The organism is Paraburkholderia sabiae (genome assembly GCF_030412785.1).
Taxonomy (GTDB): domain Bacteria; phylum Pseudomonadota; class Gammaproteobacteria; order Burkholderiales; family Burkholderiaceae; genus Paraburkholderia; species Paraburkholderia sabiae.
Map to the genome: position 1 here is coordinate 6,291,952 of NZ_CP125295.1, position 25,787 is coordinate 6,317,738.

At 60.7% G+C, this 25,787-nt stretch carries 17 protein-coding genes, 3 tRNA genes and 3 rRNA genes; 11 read left to right on the plus strand and 12 right to left on the minus strand.

Annotation, left to right across the window (positions count from 1 at the left end):
* Nucleotides 1-36: 36 nt before the first annotated feature.
* From QEN71_RS28360 to QEN71_RS28390, 7 genes are all read right to left on the minus strand, one after another.
* Nucleotides 37-122, minus strand: a tRNA-Tyr gene (locus QEN71_RS28360).
* Between the two features lie 142 nt (nucleotides 123-264).
* A 5S ribosomal RNA gene (rrf, locus tag QEN71_RS28365) occupies nucleotides 265-378 on the minus strand.
* Nucleotides 379-576: 198 nt separating this feature from the next.
* Nucleotides 577-3,457: ribosomal RNA gene (locus QEN71_RS28370) — 23S ribosomal RNA — on the minus strand.
* 305 nt (nucleotides 3,458-3,762) lie between these two features.
* Nucleotides 3,763-3,838 (minus strand) — tRNA-Ala (locus QEN71_RS28375).
* A 60-nt stretch (nucleotides 3,839-3,898) separates the two neighbouring features.
* A tRNA-Ile gene (locus QEN71_RS28380) sits at nucleotides 3,899-3,975 on the minus strand.
* 64 nt (nucleotides 3,976-4,039) lie between these two features.
* Nucleotides 4,040-5,570, minus strand: a 16S ribosomal RNA gene (locus QEN71_RS28385).
* The 16S, 23S and 5S rRNA genes sit together here with 3 tRNA genes alongside, the layout of an rRNA operon.
* 458 nt (nucleotides 5,571-6,028) lie before the next feature.
* Nucleotides 6,029-7,297, minus strand: a complete 1,269-nt coding sequence (locus tag QEN71_RS28390; protein ID WP_201648991.1) for an SGNH/GDSL hydrolase family protein — start codon at nucleotides 7,295-7,297, stop codon at nucleotides 6,029-6,031.
* 170 nt (nucleotides 7,298-7,467) lie between these two features.
* Here QEN71_RS28390 and paaA point away from each other — a divergent pair, with 170 nt between their 5' ends.
* The 8 genes from paaA (at nucleotide 7,468) to QEN71_RS28430 (ending at nucleotide 13,852) form a co-directional block, all read left to right on the plus strand.
* Nucleotides 7,468-8,466 (plus strand): 1,2-phenylacetyl-CoA epoxidase subunit PaaA, encoded by a 999-nt coding sequence (gene paaA / locus QEN71_RS28395; RefSeq protein WP_201648990.1) that lies wholly within the window; start codon nucleotides 7,468-7,470, stop codon nucleotides 8,464-8,466.
* Between the two features lie 24 nt (nucleotides 8,467-8,490).
* Entirely contained in the window at nucleotides 8,491-8,775 is a 285-nt protein-coding gene (gene paaB, locus QEN71_RS28400) for a 1,2-phenylacetyl-CoA epoxidase subunit PaaB (RefSeq protein ID WP_201648989.1), read from the plus strand.
* Nucleotides 8,776-8,793: 18 nt separating this feature from the next.
* Entirely contained in the window at nucleotides 8,794-9,597 is an 804-nt protein-coding gene (paaC, locus tag QEN71_RS28405) for a 1,2-phenylacetyl-CoA epoxidase subunit PaaC (RefSeq protein WP_201648988.1), read from the plus strand.
* Nucleotides 9,598-9,625: 28 nt separating this feature from the next.
* On the plus strand, nucleotides 9,626-10,186 hold the full coding sequence (gene paaD, locus QEN71_RS28410) for a 1,2-phenylacetyl-CoA epoxidase subunit PaaD (RefSeq protein WP_201648987.1): 561 nt from the start codon (nucleotides 9,626-9,628) through the stop codon (nucleotides 10,184-10,186).
* Nucleotide 10,187: 1 nt separating this feature from the next.
* Complete coding sequence (gene paaE, locus QEN71_RS28415; protein ID WP_201648986.1) at nucleotides 10,188-11,276, plus strand: 1,2-phenylacetyl-CoA epoxidase subunit PaaE; 1,089 nt, start codon at nucleotides 10,188-10,190, stop codon at nucleotides 11,274-11,276.
* A 199-nt stretch (nucleotides 11,277-11,475) separates the two neighbouring features.
* The gene (locus QEN71_RS28420; RefSeq protein WP_201648985.1) at nucleotides 11,476-12,291 is read left to right on the plus strand and encodes a DUF1835 domain-containing protein; all 816 of its coding nucleotides are present in this window, start codon (nucleotides 11,476-11,478) and stop codon (nucleotides 12,289-12,291) included.
* Between the two features lie 17 nt (nucleotides 12,292-12,308).
* Nucleotides 12,309-12,938, plus strand: a complete 630-nt coding sequence (locus QEN71_RS28425) for a TetR/AcrR family transcriptional regulator (RefSeq protein WP_201648984.1) — start codon at nucleotides 12,309-12,311, stop codon at nucleotides 12,936-12,938.
* Between the two features lie 248 nt (nucleotides 12,939-13,186).
* On the plus strand, nucleotides 13,187-13,852 hold the full coding sequence (locus QEN71_RS28430) for a GNAT family N-acetyltransferase (protein WP_201648983.1): 666 nt from the start codon (nucleotides 13,187-13,189) through the stop codon (nucleotides 13,850-13,852).
* Nucleotides 13,853-13,935: 83 nt separating this feature from the next.
* Here QEN71_RS28430 and QEN71_RS28435 read toward each other — a convergent pair whose 3' ends face one another.
* Nucleotides 13,936-14,451: an Lrp/AsnC family transcriptional regulator gene (locus QEN71_RS28435; protein WP_201648982.1), complete on the minus strand. Its 516-nt coding sequence runs from the start codon at nucleotides 14,449-14,451 to the stop codon at nucleotides 13,936-13,938.
* 153 nt (nucleotides 14,452-14,604) lie between these two features.
* Between QEN71_RS28435 and hppD the strand changes: the two genes are divergently transcribed.
* Entirely contained in the window at nucleotides 14,605-15,702 is a 1,098-nt protein-coding gene (gene hppD / locus QEN71_RS28440) for a 4-hydroxyphenylpyruvate dioxygenase (RefSeq protein WP_201648981.1), read from the plus strand.
* A gap of 122 nt (nucleotides 15,703-15,824) precedes the next feature.
* Here the strand turns inward: hppD and QEN71_RS28445 are convergent, their stop codons facing one another.
* Nucleotides 15,825-16,013, minus strand: coding sequence for a hypothetical protein (locus QEN71_RS28445; RefSeq protein WP_028367453.1), 189 nt, complete (start codon nucleotides 16,011-16,013; stop codon nucleotides 15,825-15,827).
* A gap of 347 nt (nucleotides 16,014-16,360) precedes the next feature.
* Here QEN71_RS28445 and QEN71_RS28450 point away from each other — a divergent pair, with 347 nt between their 5' ends.
* Nucleotides 16,361-19,978 carry an indolepyruvate ferredoxin oxidoreductase family protein gene (locus QEN71_RS28450; RefSeq protein ID WP_201648980.1) on the plus strand — a complete coding sequence of 1,206 codons (3,618 nt, stop codon included), beginning with the start codon at nucleotides 16,361-16,363 and terminating at the stop codon, nucleotides 19,976-19,978.
* A gap of 76 nt (nucleotides 19,979-20,054) precedes the next feature.
* Here QEN71_RS28450 and QEN71_RS28455 read toward each other — a convergent pair whose 3' ends face one another.
* Nucleotides 20,055-22,340 (minus strand): NADP-dependent malic enzyme, encoded by a 2,286-nt coding sequence (locus tag QEN71_RS28455; RefSeq protein ID WP_201648979.1) that lies wholly within the window; start codon nucleotides 22,338-22,340, stop codon nucleotides 20,055-20,057.
* 296 nt (nucleotides 22,341-22,636) lie between these two features.
* Nucleotides 22,637-23,869, minus strand: coding sequence for an MFS transporter (locus QEN71_RS28460; RefSeq protein WP_201648978.1), 1,233 nt, complete (start codon nucleotides 23,867-23,869; stop codon nucleotides 22,637-22,639).
* A gap of 346 nt (nucleotides 23,870-24,215) precedes the next feature.
* Between QEN71_RS28460 and QEN71_RS28465 the strand changes: the two genes are divergently transcribed.
* Nucleotides 24,216-24,902 (plus strand): orotate phosphoribosyltransferase, encoded by a 687-nt coding sequence (locus QEN71_RS28465; RefSeq protein ID WP_201648977.1) that lies wholly within the window; start codon nucleotides 24,216-24,218, stop codon nucleotides 24,900-24,902.
* Nucleotides 24,903-25,015: 113 nt separating this feature from the next.
* Here the strand turns inward: QEN71_RS28465 and QEN71_RS28470 are convergent, their stop codons facing one another.
* The gene (locus QEN71_RS28470) at nucleotides 25,016-25,723 is read right to left on the minus strand and encodes a response regulator (RefSeq protein WP_201648976.1); all 708 of its coding nucleotides are present in this window, start codon (nucleotides 25,721-25,723) and stop codon (nucleotides 25,016-25,018) included.
* Nucleotides 25,724-25,787 lie beyond the last annotated feature (64 nt).

Sequence of the window (25,787 nt, forward strand, 5' to 3'; positions counted from 1 at the left end):
TCGATTCCCGACAACTGCTTTACAGCTTTTGAAATCTGGTGGAGGAGGTTGGATTCGAACCAACGTAGGCGTAAGCCAACAGATTTACAGTCTGCCCCCTTTAGCCACTCGGGCACCCCTCCGCAGAGAACTGATGATTATGGGGGAGCGATTATGACTTGTCAAGTATTTCTTGACCGCTCGAAACCCATAGGCTCTCACTTATAGTGAGGTTACAAACGGCAAGACCCCGCTTTTGAGGGCGGGGTCTTGTCTGGGTAAGGAGCCTGACGATTACCTACTTTCACACGGGCAATCCGCACTATCATCGGCGTGGAGTCGTTTCACGGTCCTGTTCGGGATGGGAAGGGGTGGTACCGACTCGCTATGGTCATCAGGCATGACGGGTTGCTGCGTCGCGCGGGTTGAAGTCAACCTGGCGCCACAGCCAATCTGGAAGAAGCGTAAAGAGTGTGGGATGTGTTGTTTAGTCTGGCACAACAACGATCTCTCAAACATCCTGCATTCCGTGCCCCCTTCGGGGGTTGTTCCGGCTAAGCGCTAAAGCGCTAACCCGAAACGAAACACACCTGTTATAGGATCAAGCCTTACGGGCAATTAGTATCAGTTAGCTTAACGCATTACTGCGCTTCCACACCTGACCTATCAACGTCCTGGTCTTGAACGACCCTTCAAGGGGCTCGAAGCCCCGGGGATATCTCATCTTAAGGCGAGTTTCCCGCTTAGATGCTTTCAGCGGTTATCTCTTCCGAACATAGCTACCCGGCGATGCCACTGGCGTGACAACCGGTACACCAGAGGTTCGTCCACTCCGGTCCTCTCGTACTAGGAGCAGCCCCCTTCAAATATCCAGCGCCCACGGCAGATAGGGACCAAACTGTCTCACGACGTTTTAAACCCAGCTCACGTACCTCTTTAAATGGCGAACAGCCATACCCTTGGGACCGGCTACAGCCCCAGGATGAGATGAGCCGACATCGAGGTGCCAAACACCGCCGTCGATATGAACTCTTGGGCGGTATCAGCCTGTTATCCCCAGAGTACCTTTTATCCGTTGAGCGATGGCCCTTCCATACAGAACCACCGGATCACTATGACCTGCTTTCGCACCTGCTCGACTTGTCGGTCTCGCAGTTAAGCACGCTTATGCCATTGCACTATCAGCACGATTTCCGACCGTACCTAGCGTACCTTCGTACTCCTCCGTTACACTTTGGGAGGAGACCGCCCCAGTCAAACTGCCCACCATGCACTGTCCCCGACCCGGATCACGGGCCAAGGTTAGAACCTCAAACAAACCAGGGTGGTATTTCAAGGACGGCTCCACGCAGACTGGCGTCCACGCTTCATAGCCTCCCACCTATCCTACACAGATCGGTTCAAAGTCCAATGCAAAGCTACAGTAAAGGTTCATGGGGTCTTTCCGTCTAGCCGCGGGGAGATTGCATCATCACAAACACTTCAACTTCGCTGAGTCTCGGGAGGAGACAGTGTGGCCATCGTTACGCCATTCGTGCAGGTCGGAACTTACCCGACAAGGAATTTCGCTACCTTAGGACCGTTATAGTTACGGCCGCCGTTTACCGGGACTTCAATCAAGAGCTTGCACCCCATCATTTAATCTTCCGGCACCGGGCAGGCGTCACACCCTATACGTCCACTTTCGTGTTTGCAGAGTGCTGTGTTTTTATTAAACAGTCGCAGCCACCAGTTTATTGCAACCCCTTCACCCTTCGCCCGCAGGGGCGTCAAGCTACAGGGGCGTACCTTATCCCGAAGTTACGGTACCAATTTGCCGAGTTCCTTCTCCCGAGTTCTCTCAAGCGCCTTAGAATACTCATCTCGCCCACCTGTGTCGGTTTGCGGTACGGTCAATGTGAAACTGAAGCTTAGAGGCTTTTCCTGGAACCCCTTCCGATTGCTTCGCTCCCGAAGGAGCTCGCGCCACGCCCTTGAATCCCGTGCCCGGATTTGCCAGAGCACCTTCTCCAACGCAGCGACCGGGACTTCCAACACCCGGACAACCTTCCGCGATCCGTCCCCCCATCGCATTTCACACTGGTGCAGGAATATTGACCTGCTTCCCATCAGCTACGCATTTCTGCCTCGCCTTAGGGGCCGACTCACCCTACGCCGATGAACGTTGCGTAGGAAACCTTGGGCTTACGGCGAGGGGGCCTTTCACCCCCTTTATCGCTACTCATGTCAGCATTCGCACTTCCGATACCTCCAGCACGCTTTTCAACGCACCTTCGCAGGCTTACGGAACGCTCTCCTACCATGCACATAAATGTGCATCCGCAGCTTCGGTATATGACTTAGCCCCGTTACATCTTCCGCGCAGGACGACTCGATCAGTGAGCTATTACGCTTTCTTTAAAGGGTGGCTGCTTCTAAGCCAACCTCCTGACTGTTTTAGCCTTCCCACTTCGTTTCCCACTTAGTCATATTTGGGGACCTTAGCTGGCGGTCTGGGTTGTTTCCCTCTTGACACCGGACGTTAGCACCCGATGTCTGTCTCCCGTGATTGCACTCTTCGGTATTCGGAGTTTGCTATGGCGACGTAATCCGCAATGGACCCATCAACCATGACAGTGCTCTACCCCCGAAGGTGATACACGAGGCACTACCTAAATAGTTTTCGGAGAGAACCAGCTATTTCCAGGTTTGTTTAGCCTTTCACCCCTATCCACAGCTCATCCCCTAACTTTTCAACGTTAGTGGGTTCGGACCTCCAGTACGTGTTACCGCACCTTCATCCTGGCCATGGATAGATCACCTGGTTTCGGGTCTACACCCAGCGACTGAATCGCCCTGTTCGGACTCGCTTTCGCTACGCCTGCCCTAATCGGTTAAGCTCGCCACTGAATGTAAGTCGCTGACCCATTATACAAAAGGTACGCCGTCACCCCTTGCGAGGCTCCGACTGTTTGTATGCATGCGGTTTCAGGATCTGTTTCACTCCCCTCCCGGGGTTCTTTTCGCCTTTCCCTCACGGTACTGGTTCACTATCGGTCGATCACGAGTATTTAGCCTTGGAGGATGGTCCCCCCATCTTCAGACAGGATTTCACGTGTCCCGCCCTACTTGTCGTACACCTAGTTCTTCCTCGCTGTTTTCGCCTACGGGGCTATCACCCACTATGGCCGCACTTTCCAGAGCGTTTGGCTAACAACGAAGATAAAGAGTACAGGCTGGTCCCATTTCGCTCGCCACTACTTTGGGAATCTCGGTTGATTTCTTTTCCTGCGGTTACTTAGATGTTTCAGTTCACCGCGTTCGCTCCACACAGCCTATGTATTCAGCTGCGGGTGACCCATTCGGGCCGGGTTTCCCCATTCGGATATCGGAGGATCAAAGCTCGTTTGCCAGCTCCCCTCCGCTTTTCGCAGGCTACCGCGTCCTTCATCGCCTGTGATCGCCAAGGCATCCACCACATGCACTTGTTCGCTTGACCCTATAACGGGTGTGTCTCCCAATGATTGCTCACTGCAAGATCATCCGCTACAGGTTGAGTTTTCGCGTTGTGCCGTATTCCAGGTTCGTCTTTCGATGAACTCAAAAATACTTTCGATACAATCACAACCCTGATTCACCTACTCATGCACCCATCTCTAAGTACACTTTCGTGAATCTCTTTACTACTTCTTCCTGATTGTTAAAGAACGACAGCCGATATCCGCTACTGCCAGATACCGCTCTGACTGGCTCAATTGCCAATGCGAAGTCTTCTGCTTCAGCAGAACACTGTGCATTGGGAATTGGTGGAGGATGACGGGATCGAACCGACGACCCCCTGCTTGCAAAGCAGGTGCTCTCCCAGCTGAGCTAATCCCCCAGTCATACAGCGCACAGAGGTATTCCAGCCGGTTATCATCAACCGCACCAGACAAGGCGTTGGTGGGTCTGGATGGATTCGAACCATCGACCCCCGCCTTATCAAGACGGTGCTCTAACCGACTGAGCTACAGACCCCTGAGCCTGTCTTCAAACAACAGCCGACAAGTGTGAGCGCTCAACTTTGAAACGCTAGCTCTGGAAAGGAGGTGATCCAGCCGCACCTTCCGATACGGCTACCTTGTTACGACTTCACCCCAGTCATGAATCCTACCGTGGTGACCGTCCTCCTTGCGGTTAGACTAGCCACTTCTGGTAAAACCCACTCCCATGGTGTGACGGGCGGTGTGTACAAGACCCGGGAACGTATTCACCGCGGCATGCTGATCCGCGATTACTAGCGATTCCAGCTTCACGCAGTCGAGTTGCAGACTGCGATCCGGACTACGATCGGTTTTCTGGGATTGGCTCCACCTCGCGGCTTGGCAACCCTCTGTTCCGACCATTGTATGACGTGTGAAGCCCTACCCATAAGGGCCATGAGGACTTGACGTCATCCCCACCTTCCTCCGGTTTGTCACCGGCAGTCTCCCTAGAGTGCTCTTGCGTAGCAACTAGGGACAAGGGTTGCGCTCGTTGCGGGACTTAACCCAACATCTCACGACACGAGCTGACGACAGCCATGCAGCACCTGTGTTACGGCTCCCTTTCGGGCACTCCCACCTCTCAGCAGGATTCCGTACATGTCAAGGGTAGGTAAGGTTTTTCGCGTTGCATCGAATTAATCCACATCATCCACCGCTTGTGCGGGTCCCCGTCAATTCCTTTGAGTTTTAATCTTGCGACCGTACTCCCCAGGCGGTCAACTTCACGCGTTAGCTACGTTACCAAGTCAATGAAGACCCGACAACTAGTTGACATCGTTTAGGGCGTGGACTACCAGGGTATCTAATCCTGTTTGCTCCCCACGCTTTCGTGCATGAGCGTCAGTATTGGCCCAGGGGGCTGCCTTCGCCATCGGTATTCCTCCACATCTCTACGCATTTCACTGCTACACGTGGAATTCTACCCCCCTCTGCCATACTCTAGCCCGCCAGTCACCAATGCAGTTCCCAGGTTAAGCCCGGGGATTTCACATCGGTCTTAGCGAACCGCCTGCGCACGCTTTACGCCCAGTAATTCCGATTAACGCTCGCACCCTACGTATTACCGCGGCTGCTGGCACGTAGTTAGCCGGTGCTTATTCTTCCGGTACCGTCATCCTCCACCCGTATTAGGGACGAAGTTTTCTTTCCGGACAAAAGTGCTTTACAACCCGAAGGCCTTCTTCACACACGCGGCATTGCTGGATCAGGGTTGCCCCCATTGTCCAAAATTCCCCACTGCTGCCTCCCGTAGGAGTCTGGGCCGTGTCTCAGTCCCAGTGTGGCTGGTCGTCCTCTCAGACCAGCTACAGATCGTCGCCTTGGTAGGCCTTTACCCCACCAACTAGCTAATCTGCCATCGGCCGCCCCTTGAGCGCGAGGTCCGAAGATCCCCCGCTTTCCTCTCCCGAGCGTATGCGGTATTAATCCGGCTTTCGCCGGGCTATCCCCCACTCCAGGACACGTTCCGATGTATTACTCACCCGTTCGCCACTCGCCGCCAGGGTTGCCCCCGCGCTGCCGTCCGACTTGCATGTGTAAGGCATGCCGCCAGCGTTCAATCTGAGCCAGGATCAAACTCTTCAGTTCAAACCTGTTACTGTTTTTCGGGCTCTTTCGAACCCGGTCGCTCACTCAAAATCACTGACAGATGATTCGATCAAGTCTTTCGACTCCATCAAACCTTCCTCAATTTCTTCCGTGTGAGACTCGATTACTTTCGCTATCCGGCAACCCGAAGATCACCGTGCGCCGCCATCGAGCACCCACACTTATCGGCTGTTAGTTTTTAAAGAACATTCGCAGGAAGCGCCTTGCTTTCACCGCGTTGCTGCGTCAGCAGCAGAGAAACGAGATTATGAAGAACCTTTTTCGTCTCGTCAACCGGTTTTTTTAGCATCGCCTGAAAAACCTTGCTGACCCGACCACCGCGCCGTTTCTGTCGCGGCCCCGCTCTGTCGCACACCACACCGTGCTCCCGAACGAGGACGCGAATCTTAGGCCATCCCGCGCTTCATGACAAGAGCGTGACGCAAGTTTTTTCGGGGTCACTTCTTGCCCGTACCAACAACCGCCTGCAGAGGAATCGCATCCGCCATCGCCGCGTAACCGGCGTCGCTGGGATGAATCTGATCTCCACTGTCGAAATTGCGCCGCAGCCGGGTGGGCTCGGCGGGATCGCGCAACGCTGCGTCAAAATCCACGGCGCCATCGAACGCATGACTCGTCCGGATCCATTGATTCACCTCCGCGCGAATCGCCTCGCGCTGCGGCGGAAGCGCAGCCGGCGTCAGCGTAGCGCCGAAAATCCGCAGTCCTCGGGTGTGCGCGGCCGCGATCACCCGCTTGTACCCGGCGATCAATCCATCCGCCGTCACCTGCGTGTGCGGGGAATCGCAATCCAGCCCGCCGTGCGGCGGCATCGCGGCGAAGTTGATGTCGTTGATGCCGATCAGCAGGATCACCGTTTTCACGCCGGGTTGCGCCAGCACGTCCCGCCCGAAGCGCGTCGCGAGTGCATCTCCATAACATGGCGAGTCGCTCAACAGCCGGTTGCCGCTGATCCCCAGATTCACAACTCCCGCCGATTTGTCGCCGCTCTGCGAAACCCGACGCGCCAACGCATCCGGCCAGCGACGATTCTGATTCAGGCTCGAGCGCATGCCGTCGGTGATCGAATCGCCGATCGCGGCGATCGTCGATGACGACGGCGCCTCGACCTGCAGTCCCGTCACCCATGCGAATTGCGTGAACCGTTGGCGATAGGCATCTGCAGAAGCGTCGTCGGCGTGATTGCCGGGAGTCGACACATAGTTGACCTGACTCGACACGCGATGCCACGCAACCAGCTTCTGCTCGCGCCCCATATAACTGCTGATGGCGTACGGTGCACCAGCTGAAATCCCGGTGCTCACCGGATCGCTGTCGATCTCCCCACCCGGCGGCACGCTAACGCCTGCCTTCCCACCGAACGTCACGCGCGCCGCCGTTCCGCCCTCAACGCCCGCCCCAGAGCCAGCACGCGCGATCCGCAAATCCTCGATCACGAGCGGCGCCTTCCCGTACGCGTTACTAATATGGATGCGCGCGACTTCGCCCGACAACGTCGGATATACGATCTGCCGAACCGTGCGCCCCGCGACATCAGGCGCGCGGTACAGCGGCGGCGGGTTCGACATCTGGGGAATCGGCTGAAGCGCCGTTGCCCAAGCGGTCACCCAAGGCGATTGCGCGTCCGCAGCAAAAACGGGGGCGGAAACCAGCAGAACGGAAGACAAGACCGCGCCACGTAAGGCGGCCAGAGAACGAGTGGTCATTGCGACTGATCGATGAAAAAGATGAAGGAGGTGTGCCGGGACACAAGCCGCTCATTGTGCACGATTGCATAGTGCAAACCCCTACCAACCTATCTCGAAAAATTTATTAACCGACCGGCCGGTTGGTTTATACTGCCGAACACACACCACTCATGACGAGAGCGTTCGACATGTACACGCAATCCCTCGACATTCCCGGCAACGTCGCCCCGCTCGATGCGGCCACCGGCTCGACCGAGCAGGCCCGTTTCGATGAAGTGATGGACGCCGACGGCAAGATCGAGCCGCAAGACTGGATGCCCGACGCGTACCGCAAGACGCTGGTTCGCCAGATTTCTCAGCACGCGCACTCGGAGATCGTCGGCATGCTGCCGGAAGGCAACTGGATTTCGCGCGCGCCTAGCCTGAAGCGCAAGGCGATTCTGCTGGCGAAGGTGCAGGACGAAGGCGGTCACGGTCTCTATCTGTATAGCGCGGCCGAAACGCTCGGCGTGTCGCGCGACGAGATGATCGACGCGCTGCATTCGGGAAAGGCGAAGTACTCGAGCATCTTCAATTACCCGACGCCGACCTGGGCGGATGTCGGCGTGATCGGCTGGCTGGTCGACGGCGCGGCGATCATGAACCAGATTCCGCTGTGCCGCTGCACATACGGTCCGTACGCGCGCGCGATGATCCGCATCTGCAAGGAAGAGTCGTTCCATCAGCGTCAGGGCTTCGACGCCTTGCTCGCGATGATGAAAGGCACCGACGCGCAACGCGAACTCGTGCAGCAGGCGGTGAACCGCTGGTGGTACCCGGTTCTGATGATGTTCGGCCCGAGCGACAAGGATTCCGTCCACAGCAACCAGTCGGCGAAGTGGGGCATCAAGCGCATCACGAACGACGATCTGCGTCAGAAATTCGTCGACGCCACCGTCGAGCAGGCGAAGGTGCTCGGCGTCACGCTGCCCGACGTGAACCTGAAGTGGAACGAAGCACGCGGTCACTACGACTACAGCGACCTCGACTGGGACGAATTCTGGCGCGTCGTCAACGGTGACGGCCCGTGCAACAAGGAACGACTCGCGACCCGCGTGAAAGCGCACGACGACGGCGCCTGGGTCCGCGAAGCCGCCCTCGCCCATGCCGAAAAACAGCGCCAGCGCGCGCAGCAACACGCCGCCTGAGCGGCGCAGACAGGAGACGTTGAGATGAACAAGGAATGGCCGATCTGGGAAGTCTTCGTGCGCAGCAAGCAGGGACTCGATCACAAGCATTGCGGCAGTCTGCACGCAGCAGACGCGTCGATGGCGCTGCGCATGGCGCGCGATGTCTACACGCGCCGCCAGGAAGGTGTGAGCATCTGGGTGGTGCCGTCGTCGGCGATCACGGCATCGGCGCCTGACGACAAAGCGGAACTGTTCGAACCGGCTGGCGACAAGATCTACCGCCATCCGACGTTCTATCAGTTGCCCGACGAAGTCAACCACATGTAAGCGCGCCGCGTCATTGATATGGATATCACGCCCCAACACCTCGCCTACGTGCTCCGCCTCGCCGACACAGCGCTGATCCTCGGACAGCGCAACGCGGAATGGTGCGGCCACGGCCCGATTCTCGAAGAAGACATCGCGCTGTCGAACATGAGCCTCGACCTGATCGGCCAGGCGCGTCTGCTGTACACGCACGCGGCCGAACTGGAAAAGACGCTGACTGGCACGAGCCGCACGGAAGACGACTACGCGTTCTTCCGCGCCGAGCGCGAGTTCGCGAACTACACGCTGGCCGAGCTGCCGCATGTCGGGCCGCTCGCAGGCACGGCGCACGCGGACAAGGATTACGCCGTCACGATCGTGCGCAACTTCCTGTATTCGTCGCTGATGCTGCATATGTGGTCGGCGCTGACGGGCTCGTCGGATGCGCAGTTGGCTGCCATCGCGGCGAAGTCGATCAAGGAAACGCAGTATCACGTGCATCACGCGGGTGAATGGCTCGTGCGCTTCGGCGACGGCACGGACGAGTCGCATCGTCGCGCGCAGGCCGCGCTCGATTACCTGATGCCGTACACGCGCGAATTCTTCAGTAACGACGCGACGGAAGACGCGATCGCCGAAGCCGGAATCGGCCCGAAGACGTCGGAACTCGAAGCCGCGTGGCTCGAAGACGTGCGCGCCGCGCTGGACGAAGCGACGCTGACGCTGCCCGAGCCCGTCAAGCACATCACGACGGGCAAGCACGGCGAGCATTCGGAGCACATGGGCTTCCTGCTCGCCGAAATGCAGAGCCTCGCGCGGCAGCACCCGGGCGCGACCTGGTAATCCGTCGATCCAACAGGTGAGTTCAACGATGACTTCGATCGCTCAAACAGCCGAAGCCCACGACCGCGTGCTCGAACAGGCGTGGGCCGTGCTCGAGGCCGTGCCCGATCCTGAAATCCCCGTCGTGTCGATCCGCGAACTGGGCATTCTGCGCGACGTGCGCCGCGCTGCCGACGGCGCGCTCGAAGTCGTCATCACGCCGACGTACTCGGGTTGCCCGGCGATGTCGCAGATCGCGGAAGACATCGGCATCGCGCTGGACGCCGCCGGTTTCACGCCGTACCGCGTCGAAACCGTGCTCGCGCCCGCCTGGACCACCGACTGGATCACCGACGACGCCCGCGAAAAGCTGCGCGCGTACGGCATCGCGCCGCCGACGGGCAACTGCGGCAGCGCAGAGCCCGACCCGAACGCCGGAACGAAACAGAAAGTGATCCGCTTCGTTCCGCGCTCGCTGCCCGCGCCCGCCTGCCCGCGCTGCGGCTCGAAACACACCGAACGCCTCGCGCAATTCGGCTCGACGGCCTGCAAGGCGCTGTACCGCTGCGTCGACTGCCGCGAACCCTTCGACTACTTCAAACCGTACTGATATGGCCACCCCGCAATTTCATCCGCTGCGCATCCGGGAAGTGCGGCCCGAAACCGCCGATGCGGTTTCCGTCGCCTTCGAAGTCCCCGTCGAACTGCGCGAGCAGTTTCGCTTCACGCAGGGCCAGTTCGTCACGTTGAAGACGCATATCGACGGTGAGGAAACGCGCCGCTCGTATTCGATCTGCGTTGGCGTCACCGATTACGACCGCGACGGCGAACTGCGCATCGGCATCAAGCGCGTGCGCGGCGGCCGCTTCTCGACCTTCGCGTTCGATACGCTGCAACCCGGCCACACGATCGACGTGATGACGCCGGACGGCCGTTTCTTCACGCACCTGAACGCCGACCTCGGCAAGCAGTACGTCGCGTTTTCGGGCGGCTCGGGCATCACGCCCGTGCTGGCGATCGTCAAGACGACGCTCGAAATCGAGCCGCGCAGCACGTTCACGCTGATCTACGGCAACCGCAGCGTCGATCAGATCATGTTCGCCGAAGAGCTCGAAGATCTGAAGAACCGGTTTATGAACCGCTTCGTGCTGTATCACGTGCTGTCCGACGACATCCAGGACGTCGAGCTGTTCAACGGCGTGCTCGATCAGGCGAAATGCGCGTCGTTCCTCGAAACGCTGATGCCCGCCGACGCCATCGACGAAGCGTTCATCTGCGGTCCGGGCCCGATGATGGATGCCGCCGAAGCCGCGCTGAAGGACGCGGGCGTGCCGCAGGAAAAGGTGCACGTCGAGCGATTCGGCACGCCGCTGCCGCAAGCAGGCGTGCCCGCCGCCGAAATCACCGACGACACGCCGACGGCCGACCTCGAAATCGTGCTCGACGGCAAGAAGCGCAAGCTGCGTTTGCCGTATCAGGGTTTGAGCGTGCTCGACGTCGGCCTGCGTGCGGGTCTCGCGCTGCCGTATGCGTGCAAGGGCGGCGTCTGCTGCACGTGCCGCGCGAAGGTGCTGGAAGGCGAAGTGAAGATGGAGAAGAACTACACGCTGGAAGAGCACGAGATCAAGGACGGCTTCGTGCTGACCTGCCAGTGTCACCCCATCAGCGACAAGATCGTCGTTAGTTACGACGAACGTTGATACTGCGCGCGGCGTGAGCGGCATGCGCCGCACGCCATGCGCCGTATGTGCGCGTCGTCGCTTTCGGCACACACGCGATCCGCTTACACTAGGGGCCGCTCGTCATAGGAAAGTCTTCCTGCGGCGCGCGGCCTTTTCCGTTTTCTGATCGAACCGCGCTTCGATTGCGCTCGATGGGCGTCCGAACGCGTCAATGACAATGAGCACGATCCATATCACCAACGGCGACGTTGCCGCCGACTCGCTGCGCAAGGCGCTCGACCAGGCCGGCCGGACCGACGCCGTGCTGGCCCTGCGCGACGATCTGGCCGTCGGTCCGCTGCAAGGCATCGACGATACGCCGCAGACGCGCGCCGATTTCTGGCAACGCGTCAGCGGCGACGACGCGCGCGATTTCGTCGGCGAATTCGAAACGCAGGCGGCCGACATCACAGCCGTGGTCGAGGCGTCGACGCACGTTGTCGTGTGGCACGGTCAAAGCGCCGCCGATCAGCTGACGCTGCGCCGCGCATGTTTTCACCTGCGCGAAATGCCGCAACGGCTCAACGAAGTGCGCCTGTCGATCGACGATCTGACGGGCGATGCCAGCGCGCCGCTACGCCGTCCCGATCAGGCGACGTCCGTCGGCATGTTCGCGCCCGATCTGCTGCTGAAGCGTCTGCCGAGTGCCGCGCCGATTTCGGTGCTGCGTATCGGCCGGCTCGCGCTCGAATGGCAGGAAGTGAAACTCGCCGACGCCGAACTGCGTCGCTGGCGCGACAACATGTTCACGAGCGGACACTTCGCCGAACTGGACGCGCTGATCTTCGAGTATGCCGCCGAAGGCTGGCAGTCCGCCGCGCGCGTTGCTGCCCAGGTGATGGCGGCGGACAACGGCCTGCTGGTCAGCGACAGCATGCTGCTGTGGCGACTCCGTGAACTCGCCGCCGCGGGCGAGCTGCAATTGCGCGGAGAGACGGAGATGTGGCGTTCGCTGGAGATGAACGTCACGCGTGCAACCCTTTCCCCTGCTTGAGACAAACTAGAACAATCATGGCCCGTACACGAGCCCCCGATCACGAGAGCCAACGCGACCAGATCCTCGAACTGGCCGCCGCGAAATTCGCTCTGACGAGCTATCCGAGCACGTCGATGGCCGATCTGGCCGCGGCGAGCGGCACATCGAAAGCGCGCCTCTATCACTATTACGAGAGCAAGGAAGCGATTCTGTTCGACCTGCTCGACCGCTACACGAAGCGGCTGATGCTGATCATCGCCGAGGTGGAAGGCGCGAGCCAGCGGCGCGGACTCACCGAGCGCGAGACGTTCGCCGAATTGATCCGCGCGTTCCTGTCTGAATACGAGACATCGCACAGCCGGCACGTCGCGCTGCTTAACGACGTCAAATATCTGGTCGAGTCGCAGCGCGAGATCGTTCTGAACCGGCAACGTGACGTGGTTGCCGCGTTCGCTCGCCAGTTGGCACGCGCGTACCCCGAACGCGTATCACGCGAAAACCAGACCGCCCTCACGATGATGGTTTTCGGCATGATCAACTGGACGTTCACCTGGCTGAAGCCGGGCGGCAAGATGGGCTACCGGGAGTTCGCGGAGCAGGTGATCGGCATGGTGGATCACGGGCTGCTCGCTGCGGCGTCGGCGGGCCGCGCTAACGCTAGCTGACCGCTTTTCGTCCGAAAACCATGCTGTTCCGCAGCAACTATCGTGCCGCCGTTGCGACAAGGCGACGCAACGGTATCGCACGATCATTCTATAAATAATCGTTTAAAATCAAATAGATAAAAACCTGCGCGCATATTTTTAGACTGCGCATTCGATTCATCACAGGGTTTTCCCTAGTGAGACTTCGGGTTTTCCATTAGAATGCTTTTTGCGGCGCATCATGCCGCTTTGCTATAGGAGAACCCACCATGACTGAGCTAACCATCCGCGCCGCCGAGCCGATCGCTGTCGATCGCTTGTTGAATGTCGCCGGTCGCGCGCCTGTTCTGGTCCGGGAACTCGGCGAGAAAGACCGCGCACTTCTGCTCGCCCACTTCATCGAACTTGGCGAAGACGATCGTCTGCTGCGTTTCGGCCAGGTCACGCCGGATCACGTCATCGAAAACTACGTTCGCACGCTGGATTTCAACCGCGACACCGTGTTTGGCGTGTTCGATCGTCAGCTGCAACTGGTCGGCGTCGGCCATCTGGCTTATCTGCCCGCAGAAGGCGACACGCGCACGGCTGAATTCGGCGTGTCGGTGTCGGAAAGCGTGCGCGGCCAGGGCATCGGCACGAAGCTGTTCGAACGCGCAGCCATCCGCAGCCGCAACACGCACGTGACAACGCTGTACATCCACTGCCTGTCGCGCAACTCGACGATGATGCACATCGCCAAGAAGGCCGGCATGAAGATCGAATACGCATACGGCGAAGCGGATGCCTATCTGACGCTCACGCCCGCGGATCAGAACAGCATCATCTCGGAAATGCTGCAGGAGCAGGCCGCCGTGTTCGACTATGTGCTCAAGCGCCAGGCGCGCAGCACGTCGAAGCTGATCGAATCGTTCATTCCGACCGCGATCGCTGCGTAACCTCAGCGGTTTCGATAGAAAACTAAAAAGGGCGGCTCTTCAACGAGCCGCCCTTTTTCTTTGCGCGAACGGCAGCTCGCCGCTCACAGCGGCAGTGCCGTCGTCTCCTTGAACTTCTCCAGCGAAAAGCTCGACTTCACGTCGATCACCGACGGATGCCGCAGCAACTGGTCCTGCACGAAGCGCGAGAAATGCGCCATGTCGCGCACCTGCACGCGCAGCAGATAGTCCATCTCGCCCGTCATCGCGTAACACGCGACCACTTCCGGCCAGCCCTGCACGGCCACACGAAACAGTTCCGAATGCGTCGCGCCCGCGCGACCCGTCGTGCCGTCAGCGCGCGCGCTGAGCACCGGGCCGCCGCGCTTTTCGAGCCGCACGTTCACGTACGCGAGCAGATCGAGGCCGAGCATCTGCGAATCCAGCAGCGCGACGTATCCGCGGATCACGCCGATTTCCTCCAGCCTCCGAATGCGCCGCAGACATGGGCTCGGCGACAGATTCACACGTTCGGCGATCTCCTGATTCGACAGCCGGCCATTCTCCTGAAGGATCGCGAGAATGCGTCGGTCGATTGCATCTATCTCAATTTGAGCCATGTTCTGCCATTCCGAGCTTTTAAGACGCCAGAAAATAGCCGAAGCCTAGTAGCGAGCGCTTAATTTCGCAAGTTTTCTTCGCGAACCGGCAACTACACTGTTCTTCATCGGATCGCGCAACGCGAAGCGGACCCCGCCATTCAGGAGACAGACATGAAGGTTTCAACTTGGGAGAACCCCGTCGGCACCGACGGCTTCGAATTCATCGAATACACCGCGCCGGATCCCGTCGCGCTCGGCAAGCTGTTCGAGCAGATGGGCTTCACGGCGATCGCGAAGCATCGTCACAAGGACGTGACGCTGTACCGTCAGGGCGACATCAACTTCATCGTCAACGCGGAGCCCGATTCGTTCGCTCAGCGTTTTGCGCGTCTGCATGGTCCGTCGATCTGCGCGATCGCGTTCCGCGTGCAGGACGCCGCGAAAGCGTACAAGCGCGCGCTCGACCTCGGCGCGTGGGGCTTCGACAACAAGACGGGCCCGATGGAGCTGAACATTCCCGCGATCAAGGGCATCGGCGATTCGCTGATCTATTTCGTCGACCGCTGGCGCGGCAAGAACGGCGCGACGCCGAACAGCATCGGCGACATCAGCATCTACGACGTCGATTTCGAGCCGATTCCCGGCGCGAATCCGAATCCGGCCGGCCACGGCCTCACCTATATCGATCACCTGACGCACAACGTCCATCGCGGCCGCATGCAGGAATGGGCCGAGTTCTACGAGCGCCTGTTCAATTTCCGCGAAGTGCGTTACTTCGATATCGAAGGCAAGGTGACGGGCGTGAAGTCGAAGGCGATGACGTCGCCGTGCGGCAAGATCCGCATTCCGATCAACGAGGAAGGCTCGGAAACGGCGGGACAAATCCAGGAATATCTCGACGCGTATCGCGGCGAGGGCATCCAGCACATCGCGCTCGGTTCGAGCGACATCTACAAAACGGTCGACGGCCTGCGCAGTTCGAAGATCACGCTGCTCGACACGATCGACACCTACTACGAACTCGTCGACCGCCGCGTGCCGAATCACGGCGAGCCGCTCGAAGAACTGCGCAAGCGGAAGATTCTGATCGACGGCGCACACGACGACCTGTTGCTGCAGATCTTCACCGAGAACCAGATCGGACCGATCTTCTTCGAGATCATCCAGCGCAAGGGCAATCAGGGTTTCGGCGAAGGCAACTTCAAGGCGCTCTTTGAATCGATCGAACTGGATCAGATTCGCCGCGGTGTCGTGCAAGACAAGGCCTAACACGCGCTCAGACGTTTAGACCCGGCAAAGAAAAAGGCGAGGATCGATTCGATCCTCGCCTTTTGTATTCAGACGGGCGGTTATCGTCAGTCGCCCACTGCGGACGATCCGCCCCGAGCGGGTCAGCCACGCTGCTCCGATTCGTCTTCGGACGAGCGCCGCTGGTTCACGGCGACCGTCGTCGCGGCAACCTGCGTCGTGCGGGTGACAGCATTCGCGAGCGCGTTGGCGCTGTTCGGGCGCATCGGTGCGCTCATCGCGAAAAATGCTGCCGAGACCATCAGAAAGGTCTGGATGTGTTTCGTGTTCATGCGTACTCCTTTTTCGACTCAGCACAGCGAAGCTCCGCAGCATGCGGAACGTTGCGATTCGTGCAAGTGGGGAGTTTAGACCGTCATTTCAAGAGCGGTTCCGCCTGTTTCATGCTTTTACACCTCGTAACAGCGACACACGAAAAAGTTCACGCGTGGTCATCGGGCTGACATTTTCATTCGTGATCCAACCCGCATTGTGGTGTTTTCGACGATAGGCGGCGGGTTTTTACCAGTGCTACCATCCCAAAAAAGCCGTCAACATGGCGACCCCGGCCGAAGCATTCACAAGATGCCGAGGCCAAGCAGATTTTGGTGATCCCAAACTGGGTGGAGGAGTACACATAATGAATGCCCCGCTAGACGCCGGCCAGCGAGCCTCGCTCGAAGCCGCGTTGAATTCCGTCACGCTCGACGACAAATACACGCTCGAACGCGGCCGCGCGTACATGAGCGGCATCCAGGCGCTGGTCCGCCTGCCGATGCTGCAACAGGAACGCGACCGGGCCGCCGGGCTCAATACGGCCGGATTCATCTCGGGCTATCGCGGATCGCCGCTCGGCGGTCTCGACCTGTCGCTGTGGAAGGCGAAGCAGCATCTCGCCGCGCACCAGGTCGTGTTCCAGCCAGGCGTCAACGAAGACCTCGCCGCGACAGCCGTTTGGGGCTCGCAGCAGGTCAACCTCTACCCCAGCGCCAAATACGACGGCGTGTTTTCGATGTGGTACGGCAAAGGCCCCGGCGTCGACCGCTCGGGCGACGTGTTCAAGCACGGCAACTCGGCCGGCTCGTCGCGTCACGGCGGCGTCCTCGTGCTCGCCGGCGACGACCACGCAGCGAAATCGTCGACGCTCGCGCACCAGTCCGAACACCTGTTCAAGGCTTGCGGCCTGCCCGTGCTGTTTCCGTCGAACGTGCAGGAATATCTCGACTTCGGCCTGCACGGCTGGGCGATGAGCCGCTACTCCGGCTTGTGGGTAGCGATGAAGTGCGTGACCGACGTGGTCGAATCGTCGGCTTCCGTCGATATCGATCCGCACCGCACGCAGATCATTCTGCCCGGCGACTTCGACATGCCCGAAGGCGGCCTCAACATTCGCTGGCCCGATCCGCCGCTCGTTCAGGAAGCGCGTCTTCTCGACTACAAGTGGTACGCGGGTCTCGCCTACGTGCGCGCGAACAAGCTCGACCGCATCGAGATCGACTCGCCGCACGCGCGCTTCGGCATCATGACGGGCGGCAAGGCGTATCTCGACGTGCGTCAGGCGCTGACCGATCTCGGACTCGACGACGAAACCTGCTCGCGTATCGGCATTCGTCTCTATAAGGTCGGCTGCGTGTGGCCGCTCGAAGCGCAAGGCGCGCAGGCATTCGCTCGCGGGCTGCAGGAAATTCTGGTGGTGGAAGAGAAGCGCCAGATTCTCGAATACGCGATCAAGGAAGAGCTGTACAACTGGCCCGATGCGCAGCGCCCGCGCGTTTTCGGCAAGTTCGACGAAAAGGATGGCGCAGGCGGCGAATGGTCGGTGCCGATGGGCAACTGGCTGCTGCCCGCTCACTACGAACTGTCGCCGGCGCTGATCGCGAAGGCAATCGCGACGCGTCTCGACAAGTTCGATCTGCCGTCCGACGTGCGCGCCCGCATCGCCGCGCGCATCGCTGTGATCGAAGCGAAGGAAAAAGCGCTGGCGCGTCCGAAGGTCGCGATCGAGCGCAAGCCATGGTTCTGCTCCGGCTGTCCGCACAACACGTCGACGAACGTGCCCGAAGGCTCGCGCGCGATGGCGGGCATCGGCTGCCACTACATGACCGTGTGGATGGACCGCAGCACGAGCACGTTCAGCCAGATGGGCGGCGAAGGCGTCGCGTGGGTCGGCCAGGCGCCGTTCACGAACGACAAGCACGTGTTCGCCAACCTCGGCGACGGTACGTACTTCCATTCGGGCCTGCTCGCGATTCGCGCGGCGATCGCGTCGAAAGCGAACATTACGTACAAGATTCTCTATAACGACGCCGTCGCAATGACGGGCGGCCAGCCCGTCGACGGCACGCTGACCGTGCCGCAGATCACGCATCAGCTTGCCGCCGAAGGCGCGAAGAAAATCGTGATCGTCACCGACGAGCCCGAGAAGTACGACGCGAACGTCGGCCTCGCGCCGGGCATCGACATTCATCATCGCGACAAGCTCGACGACGTGCAGCGCGAACTGCGCGAGATCGAAGGCACGACGATCCTGATCTACGACCAGACCTGCGCGACCGAAAAACGCCGCCGCCGCAAACGCGGTGCGTATCCCGACCCGGCGAAGCGCGTCGTGATCAACGAGGCGGTCTGCGAAGGCTGCGGCGACTGCTCGGTGCAGTCGAACTGTCTGTCCGTCGAGCCGCTCGAAACCGAGTACGGCACGAAGCGGCAGATCAACCAGTCGACCTGCAACAAGGACTACTCGTGTCTGAAGGGCTTCTGCCCGAGCTTCGTGACGGTCGAAGGCGGTCAGTTGCGCAAGCCGAAGGCGTCGGGTGTCGCGAGTGACGCGATGCCACCCGTCCCCGATCCCGACATTCCGGCGATCGCGCGGCCGTACGGCGTGCTGGTGACGGGCGTCGGCGGTACGGGCGTCGTGACGATCGGCGCGTTGCTCGGTATGGCCGCGCACCTCGAAAGCAAGGGCGTGACCGTGCTCGACGTGACGGGTCTCGCGCAAAAGGGCGGCGCCGTGATGAGCCACGTGCAGATCGCGAACCAGCCCGCCGACATCCACGCGACGCGTATCGCGATGGGCGAAGCGAATCTCGTGATCGGCTGCGACTCGATCGTGACAGCCAGCGACGAATGCGTGTCCCGCATGCAGGCTGGCCGCACGCACGTCGTGCTGAACAGCGCGCCGACGCCGACGGCCGAGTTCATCAAGAACCCGAACTGGCGCTTCCCCGGCGCGAGTGCTGACGCCGACGTGCGCGCGGCAGCGGGCGACGACAGCGTCTCGTCCGTCGACGCGAATCACTTCGCCGTCGCGCTGCTCGGCGACGCGATCTACACGAACCCGTTCGTGCTCGGCTACGCCTGGCAGAAAGGCTGGCTGCCGCTCACGCACGAGTCGCTGATTCGCGCGATCGAACTGAACGCGGTGCAGGTCGAAAAGAATCGCGCGGCGTTCGAATGGGGCCGCCGCGCGGCGCACGATCTCGCAGCCGTTCGCAAGCTCGCGCAAATCCAGGATCGGATCGACGACGGCAACACGGCGAATGCCGCGAGCAGCAAGATCGTTTCGCTGCACACGCCGAAGGCGCTCGACACGCTGATCGACAAGCGCGCGCAGTATCTGGCCGCGTATCAGAACGACGCGTACGCACGTCGCTATCGCAAGCTGGTCGACGAAGTGCGCGCCGCCGAAACGAAGCTCGATTCCGCCGATGGCCAGATGCCGCTGACGGAAGCCGTCGCGAAGAATCTGCACAAGCTGATGGCGTACAAGGACGAGTACGAAGTCGCGCGTCTCTACTCGGACCCGGCGTTCATCGAGAAGCTCAAGGCGAATTTCGAAGGCGACTGGAAGCTCAAGTTCCACCTCGCGCCGCCCGCGACGGCGACGACGGATTCGCATGGCCATCTGGTGAAGAAGCAGTACGGTCCGTGGATGCTCAACGCCATGCACGTGCTCGCGAAGATGAAGTTCCTGCGCGGCACGGCGCTCGATGTGTTCGGCAAGACGGAAGAGCGTCGCACCGAACGCGCGTTGATCGTCGAGTACGAGGTGCTGGTGCGCGAACTGATCGGCGGATTGACGGCCGAGAAAGCGGCCGAGAAGCGCGCGCTGGCCGTCGAGCTTGCGAATCTGCCGGACGGTATTCGCGGCTACGGTCACGTGAAGGACAACAACCTGAAGGGCGTGCGGGCGAAGTGGGCGTCGTTGCTCGCGAAGTGGCGCGCGCCCGAAGGCGGAGCCGAGCGGCACGTGGCATAAGCGTCGTTCGCTGCAGCAAAGAGAAAGGGCACCTCGCGGTGCCCTTTTTCACTTCAGCAAGCCGAAGAAAGTGCGCTTACTTCGCGGCCTGACGGTCCACGCTGGCGTTCGCCGAAGCGACGGCCGTCATGTTGATGATCCGGCGCACGGTCGCGGCCGGCGTCAGGATGTGCACCGGCTTCGCCGCGCCGAGCAGGAACGGGCCGACCGTCACGCCTTCGCCGCCGATCATCTTCAGCAGGTTGTACGTGATGTTCGCCGCCTCGACGTTCGGCATGATCAGCAGGTTCGCTTCGCCCGTCAGCGTCGTGCCGGGGAATGCGGCCTTGCGCACCGCTTCCGACAGCGCCGCGTCGCCGTGCATTTCGCCGTCCACTTCGAGTTGCGGCGCGCGTTCGGCGATCAGCTTGCGAGCCTGCGCCATGCGTGCCGACGACGAGCCCGGCACGCTGCCGAAGTTCGAATTCGACAGCAGTGCAACCTTCGGCGCGATGCCGAATTTCTCGATTTCGCGCGCGGCGAGAATCGTCATGTCGGCGAGCTGTTCGGCCGTCGGCACTTCGTTCACGTACGTGTCGCTGATGAAGAGGTTGCGGCCCGGCAGCATCAGCAGGTTCATTGCGGCGAAGTTGTCGACGCTCGCGGCCTTGCCCAGCACCTGCTCGACGAACTTCAGATGCTCGTGATACGTGTCGATGAGGCCGCAGATCATGCCGTCCGCGTCGCCGAGATGCACGAGAATCGCGCCGATCAGCGTGTTGAACTTGCGCATCGCGGCCTTCGCGACTTCCGGCGTCACGCCTTCACGCGCGCCGATTTCGTGATAGGCCTGCCAGCTCTTCTGATAACGCGGATCGTCTTCCGGATTGACGATCTCGAAATCTTCGCCGCACTTGAGCTTCGAGCCCATCTTCTTCAGGCGCATCTCGATCACGCTCGGGCGGCCGACGAGGATCGGCTTCGCGATCTTTTCGAGCAGCACGAATTGCGCAGCGCGCAGCACGCGCTCGTCTTCGCCTTCCGCGAACACGATGCGCGCCGGTTGCGCCTTCGCTGCCGCAAACACGGGACGCATCACCATGCCCGTACGATAGACGGTCGCACCGAGTTGCTCGCGATACGCGTCCATATCCTGAATCGGACGCGTGGCGACGCCCGAATCCATCGCGGCCTGCGCGACGGCGGGCGCGATCTTGATGATCAGACGCGGGTCGAAAGGCTTCGGAATCAGATAGTCCGGACCGAATTCGAGCGAGTGGCCTTCGTACGCTTTCGCGACTTCATCGCCCTGATCGGTTTCTTCCGCGAGTTCGGCGATCGCGCGCACGCACGCGAGCTTCATTTCTTCCGTGATCGTCGTCGCGCCGACGTCCAGCGCGCCGCGGAAGATGAACGGGAAGCACAGCACGTTGTTGACCTGGTTCGGATAGTCCGAACGGCCCGTCGCGATAATCGCGTCCGGACGCACTTTCTTCGCTTCTTCCGGACGGATTTCCGGCTCCGGGTTCGCGAGCGCCAGGATCAGCGGCTTGTCGGCCATCGTCGTGACCATTTCCGGCTTGAGCACGCCTGCGCTCGAACAACCGAGGAACACGTCGCAGCCGTGCATCGCGTCGCCGAGCGTGCGCGCGTCGGTGCTTGCCTGATAGCGCTCTTTCGACGCATCCAGATTGCCGCGCCCTTCGTAGATCACGCCCTTCGAGTCGATCACCAGCGTATTCGACTTCTTCAGGCCCAGATGCACGAGCAGATCCAGACAGGCAATCGCCGCCGCGCCCGCACCCGAGCACACCAGCTTCACTTCGTCGAGCTTCTTGCCGACCACTTTCAGGCCATTAAGAATGGCCGCCGAAGCGATGATCGCCGTGCCGTGCTGGTCGTCGTGGAAAACGGGAATCTTCATGCGCTCGCGCAGCTTCTTCTCGATGTAGAAGCATTCGGGCGCCTTGATGTCTTCGAGGTTGATGCCGCCGAGCGTCGGCTCCAGCATCGCGATCGCTTCGACGAGCTTGTCGGGATCGGACTCGCTCAACTCGATATCGAACACGTCGATGCCGGCGAACTTCTTGAAGAGACAGCCCTTGCCTTCCATCACCGGCTTCGCGGCGAGCGGCCCGATGTTGCCGAGGCCCAGCACGGCCGTGCCGTTCGTGATCACGCCGACCAGGTTGCCGCGCGACGTGTACTTCTGCGCGTCGAGCGGTTCGTCGTAAATGGCCATGCACGCGGCCGCGACACCCGGCGAATACGCCAGCGACAGGTCCAGCTGGTTCGAAAGCGGCTTGGTCGGCGTAACCGAAATCTTGCCGGGCTTCGGATTCTGGTGGTATGCGAGAGCGCTTTGCTTCAGTTGTTCGTCCATTTTTTAACCTGCGAGACGTTGATAATTGGGCCCTGCTCAATGTCACGTGCTGCGCTGGCCAATGTCGACGGGATGCTCGACGGCGGCGATTCTCGCGGGCGCCGGTTAGGCGCGGCGTCAAACCTCAGCGGAAAGCAGGCGGCGCTGAGCTTTTTCGGGTCGACCAGTGTACACCCCGAATGAGTCAGTTCGGGGGTAGGTTTTGTACCGGATGGATAAGCCGGAGCCGCGCCAGTGCTTGCTGCAGCGCGACATAAAGCGGTTCCACACGCGCCGCTGCCGAGCGACGGCGCGCGTTATTCGAGCGCTGCGCCGCGGCGTTCGGGTATCAGAAAGAGCGTCGCGAGGATGTCGAGCACATAGATCGAGGCGAGCACGCCGAGCGCCGCCGCAAACGAAAACTGCGCGGCCAGCGCGCCAACCGCGACGGGGCCGAAACCGCCGACCGCGCGGCCGATGTTGAACAGCATGTTTTGCGCCGTTGCGCGGGCTTCAGTCGGATACAACTCGGAGATCAGCGCGCCATACCCGCCGATCATCCCGTTCACGAACATGCCCATCACCGCGCCGCCGATCAACAGCGCGAACGGCGTACCAAGCTGCGAATAGACGAACACCATCACAACGGCGCCCGCCTGATAGAACAGAAACGCCGGCTTGCGGCCAAAGCGGTCGGCTGCAGAGCCGAACAGCCAGATACCGGCGGCCATGCCGAGCACCGTGACGGCCGTCCAGAGTCCGGAGCGCGTCAGCGAATAGCCGAAGGTTTTCGACAGATACGTGGGCAGCCAGATCATCAGGCCGTAGTAGCCGAAGTTCTGCACCGAGCAGAGAATCGCGACGCCGACACTGGCGCGCGCGGTGCGGGCATCGGCAACGAGCAGTTTGATCGGCGCCTTGCGCTTGCCGCGCGCGATGCGTTCGGTGAACAGCGCCGGCTCCTCGACACGCCGCCGCACGAAAAACGACACGACAGCGGGCAGCAGCCCGAGCGCGAACATGCCGCGCCAGCCGATCACCGGTAACAGCAGCGGCGTAAGCAACGCCGCCGCCAGCACACCGAGCTGCCAGCCCAGCCCGACATACGACGACACCCGCGCCCGCTGCGCCGCCGGCCACGCTTCCGCGACCAGCGTCATGCCGATGCCGAACTCGCCGCCCAGCCCGATTCCCGCGATGGTCCGATACGCCAGCAGATCGCCATAGCCTTGCGCGAGCGCGCACAGGCCCGTGAAGACGGCGAAGATCAGGATCGTCCACGTGAGCATGCGCACGCGCCCGAAATAGTCGCCCAACACGCCGAAAATCACGCCGCCGGCGACCGCGCCGACCAATGTCCACGTGACCAGAGAGCCCGCTTGCGTCGACGAAAGGTGCAGGTCGGCAGCGATGGCGGGCAGCATGAAGCCCAGAATCAGCAGATCGAAGCCGTCCATCGCATAGCCGAGCACCGACGCGATCAGCGCTCGCGCGGCGTAGCCGGGACGGGTCTGCTGGGCGGCGGGTGTGGAAGGCGAAGCGGTGTTCATGGGCGGCAGCCTGATGCAGACGTTAGCGGAAAGGCCGTCTGTCAGGCCTTCCGGGGAAATTTGGCGTGAGTGTAAAGGCCGCGCATTGACGTCACAACCCGGCCAGAAGTTATAGGCCGAATGCACGGCCGTCAGGTGAACCGTCCGTCGTGCCTACCCGCTATTGCCGGTCGGCGCCCTGGGAAGAGTCCGAATCGGGTAAAATCGCGGGCTACGCGCGCAGCAATCCGGCCGGCTTCTCAGCTCGTCCGGCATGTTTCGCCCACCAGGGCGCGAAACGTTACGCCTGCTGCGCCACCGGGCCGCGCGCCCGCCCTCCCAGCTCACCACCTCGAAGGATTCGCCCATGACAGGCTTCGATCGCCAGACGATCTCCGACACGACCGCCAAAATGCTGCTGGAAGTCCAGGCAGTGCACTTCAACGCGGAAAAACCGTATATCTTCACTTCCGGCTGGGCGAGCCCGGTGTATATCGACTGCCGCAAGCTGATCTCGTATCCGCGCGTTCGTCGCGGCCTGATGGAAATGGCGGAAGCGACGATCCTGCGCGACGTCGGCTACGAGCAGATCGACGCCGTCGCCGGCGGCGAAACGGCAGGCATCCCGTTCGCGGCATGGCTGTCGGACCGACTGATGGTGCCGATGCAATATGTGCGCAAGAAGCCGAAGGGTTTCGGCCGTAACGCGCAGATCGAAGGCCTGCTGACGGAAGGCCAGCGCGTGCTGCTGGTCGAAGATCTGACCACCGACAGCCGCAGCAAGATCAACTTCATCAATGCGCTGCGCACGGCGGGCGCGACGGTGAACCACTGCTTCGTGCTGTTCCACTACAACATCTTCAAGGAAAGCGTGTCCGTGCTGAAGGACATCGACGTCGATCTGCACGCGCTCGCCACGTGGTGGGACGTGCTGCGCGTCGCGAAGGAACAGGGTTACTTCGAAACGAAGACGCTCGACGAAGTCGAAAAATTCCTGCACGCACCGGCCGAATGGTCGGCCGCGCACGGCGGCGCGACGTCGGCACCGCAATAAGCGGGCCGTCTTCGCCAGCGCCTCGCGCGCAGCCAGCATAAGAAAACGCCGCCTGTCTTTCGGACAGGCGGCGTTTTTTATTCAGCCTCTGACGCTCAGATTCCCCCTACCGCCTAAGAACCTTCCGGCGATGCTGCACCCGTATCGGCCTCGCCCGGCGCGTACGACGACAGGTTCATCAAGCCATTACTCTGCGCATATTGAAATAGTTCGGAATCCCGTTCAAGTCCGAGCTTTCGCATCGCCGTGTTCTTCTGCGTACTGATCGTCTTGATGCTGCGATTCAGTTGCTCAGAAATTTCCTTGATCGTCATGCCCGAAACGAAGAGTCGTACGACTTCGAGTTCACGTTTCGACAGAATCACTTCGTCGTTCTTACCACCCGTGTTCATGCGCAGCGTGTCGAGCGCCTGTTTGACGGACGGACTCATGTACTCGATGTGTCGACTGACGTGCTGCACCGCAAGACCGATGTGACTCAAGTCGTCCGATTTGTTGACGACCGAGATCACACCTAGCTCATTCAGACGCTTCAATAACGCAGCGTTTTCGAGCATAGTCAGGACAACTATCGGTAAGTCGGGAAAATTCCGACGCAGATAGCCGATCAACGGTAAGCCGTCGCCGTATTGTCCACCGGGCATTGCGAGATCCGTGACGAGCACGTCGCACGGCGTCGTCTGCAATATCTTCACCAGTTCGGTGGACTGCTTTGCGCGCGCGACCACACGAATGCCCTGGAACTTGAGCAACGCCTGTTCCGCGCCAAAGAGAATTACTGGATGGTCATCGGCGACCACGACCCTGATGGGATCTTGCATGGCCCATCCTTCAACTGACAATCCACGCTCCGAAACTTCAGTCATGCAACCGTTCTTAGTTCTA

Excerpts from the sequence above, each read along its gene's own strand:
- QEN71_RS28390 (WP_201648991.1), bottom strand. The coding sequence starts at position 7,297 with ATGACCACTCGTTCTCTGGCCGCCTTACGTGGCGCGGTCTTGTCTTCC.
- paaA (WP_201648990.1), top strand. The coding sequence starts at position 7,468 with ATGTACACGCAATCCCTCGACATTCCCGGCAACGTCGCCCCGCTCGAT.
- paaB (WP_201648989.1), top strand. The coding sequence starts at position 8,491 with ATGAACAAGGAATGGCCGATCTGGGAAGTCTTCGTGCGCAGCAAGCAG.
- paaC (WP_201648988.1), top strand. The coding sequence starts at position 8,794 with ATGGATATCACGCCCCAACACCTCGCCTACGTGCTCCGCCTCGCCGAC.
- paaD (WP_201648987.1), top strand. The coding sequence starts at position 9,626 with ATGACTTCGATCGCTCAAACAGCCGAAGCCCACGACCGCGTGCTCGAA.
- paaE (WP_201648986.1), top strand. The coding sequence starts at position 10,188 with ATGGCCACCCCGCAATTTCATCCGCTGCGCATCCGGGAAGTGCGGCCC.
- QEN71_RS28420 (WP_201648985.1), top strand. The coding sequence starts at position 11,476 with ATGAGCACGATCCATATCACCAACGGCGACGTTGCCGCCGACTCGCTG.
- QEN71_RS28425 (WP_201648984.1), top strand. The coding sequence starts at position 12,309 with ATGGCCCGTACACGAGCCCCCGATCACGAGAGCCAACGCGACCAGATC.
- QEN71_RS28430 (WP_201648983.1), top strand. The coding sequence starts at position 13,187 with ATGACTGAGCTAACCATCCGCGCCGCCGAGCCGATCGCTGTCGATCGC.
- QEN71_RS28435 (WP_201648982.1), bottom strand. The coding sequence starts at position 14,451 with ATGGCTCAAATTGAGATAGATGCAATCGACCGACGCATTCTCGCGATC.
- hppD (WP_201648981.1), top strand. The coding sequence starts at position 14,605 with ATGAAGGTTTCAACTTGGGAGAACCCCGTCGGCACCGACGGCTTCGAA.
- QEN71_RS28445 (WP_028367453.1), bottom strand. The coding sequence starts at position 16,013 with ATGAACACGAAACACATCCAGACCTTTCTGATGGTCTCGGCAGCATTT.
- QEN71_RS28450 (WP_201648980.1), top strand. The coding sequence starts at position 16,361 with ATGAATGCCCCGCTAGACGCCGGCCAGCGAGCCTCGCTCGAAGCCGCG.
- QEN71_RS28455 (WP_201648979.1), bottom strand. The coding sequence starts at position 22,340 with ATGGACGAACAACTGAAGCAAAGCGCTCTCGCATACCACCAGAATCCG.
- QEN71_RS28460 (WP_201648978.1), bottom strand. The coding sequence starts at position 23,869 with ATGAACACCGCTTCGCCTTCCACACCCGCCGCCCAGCAGACCCGTCCC.
- QEN71_RS28465 (WP_201648977.1), top strand. The coding sequence starts at position 24,216 with ATGACAGGCTTCGATCGCCAGACGATCTCCGACACGACCGCCAAAATG.
- QEN71_RS28470 (WP_201648976.1), bottom strand. The coding sequence starts at position 25,723 with ATGCAAGATCCCATCAGGGTCGTGGTCGCCGATGACCATCCAGTAATT.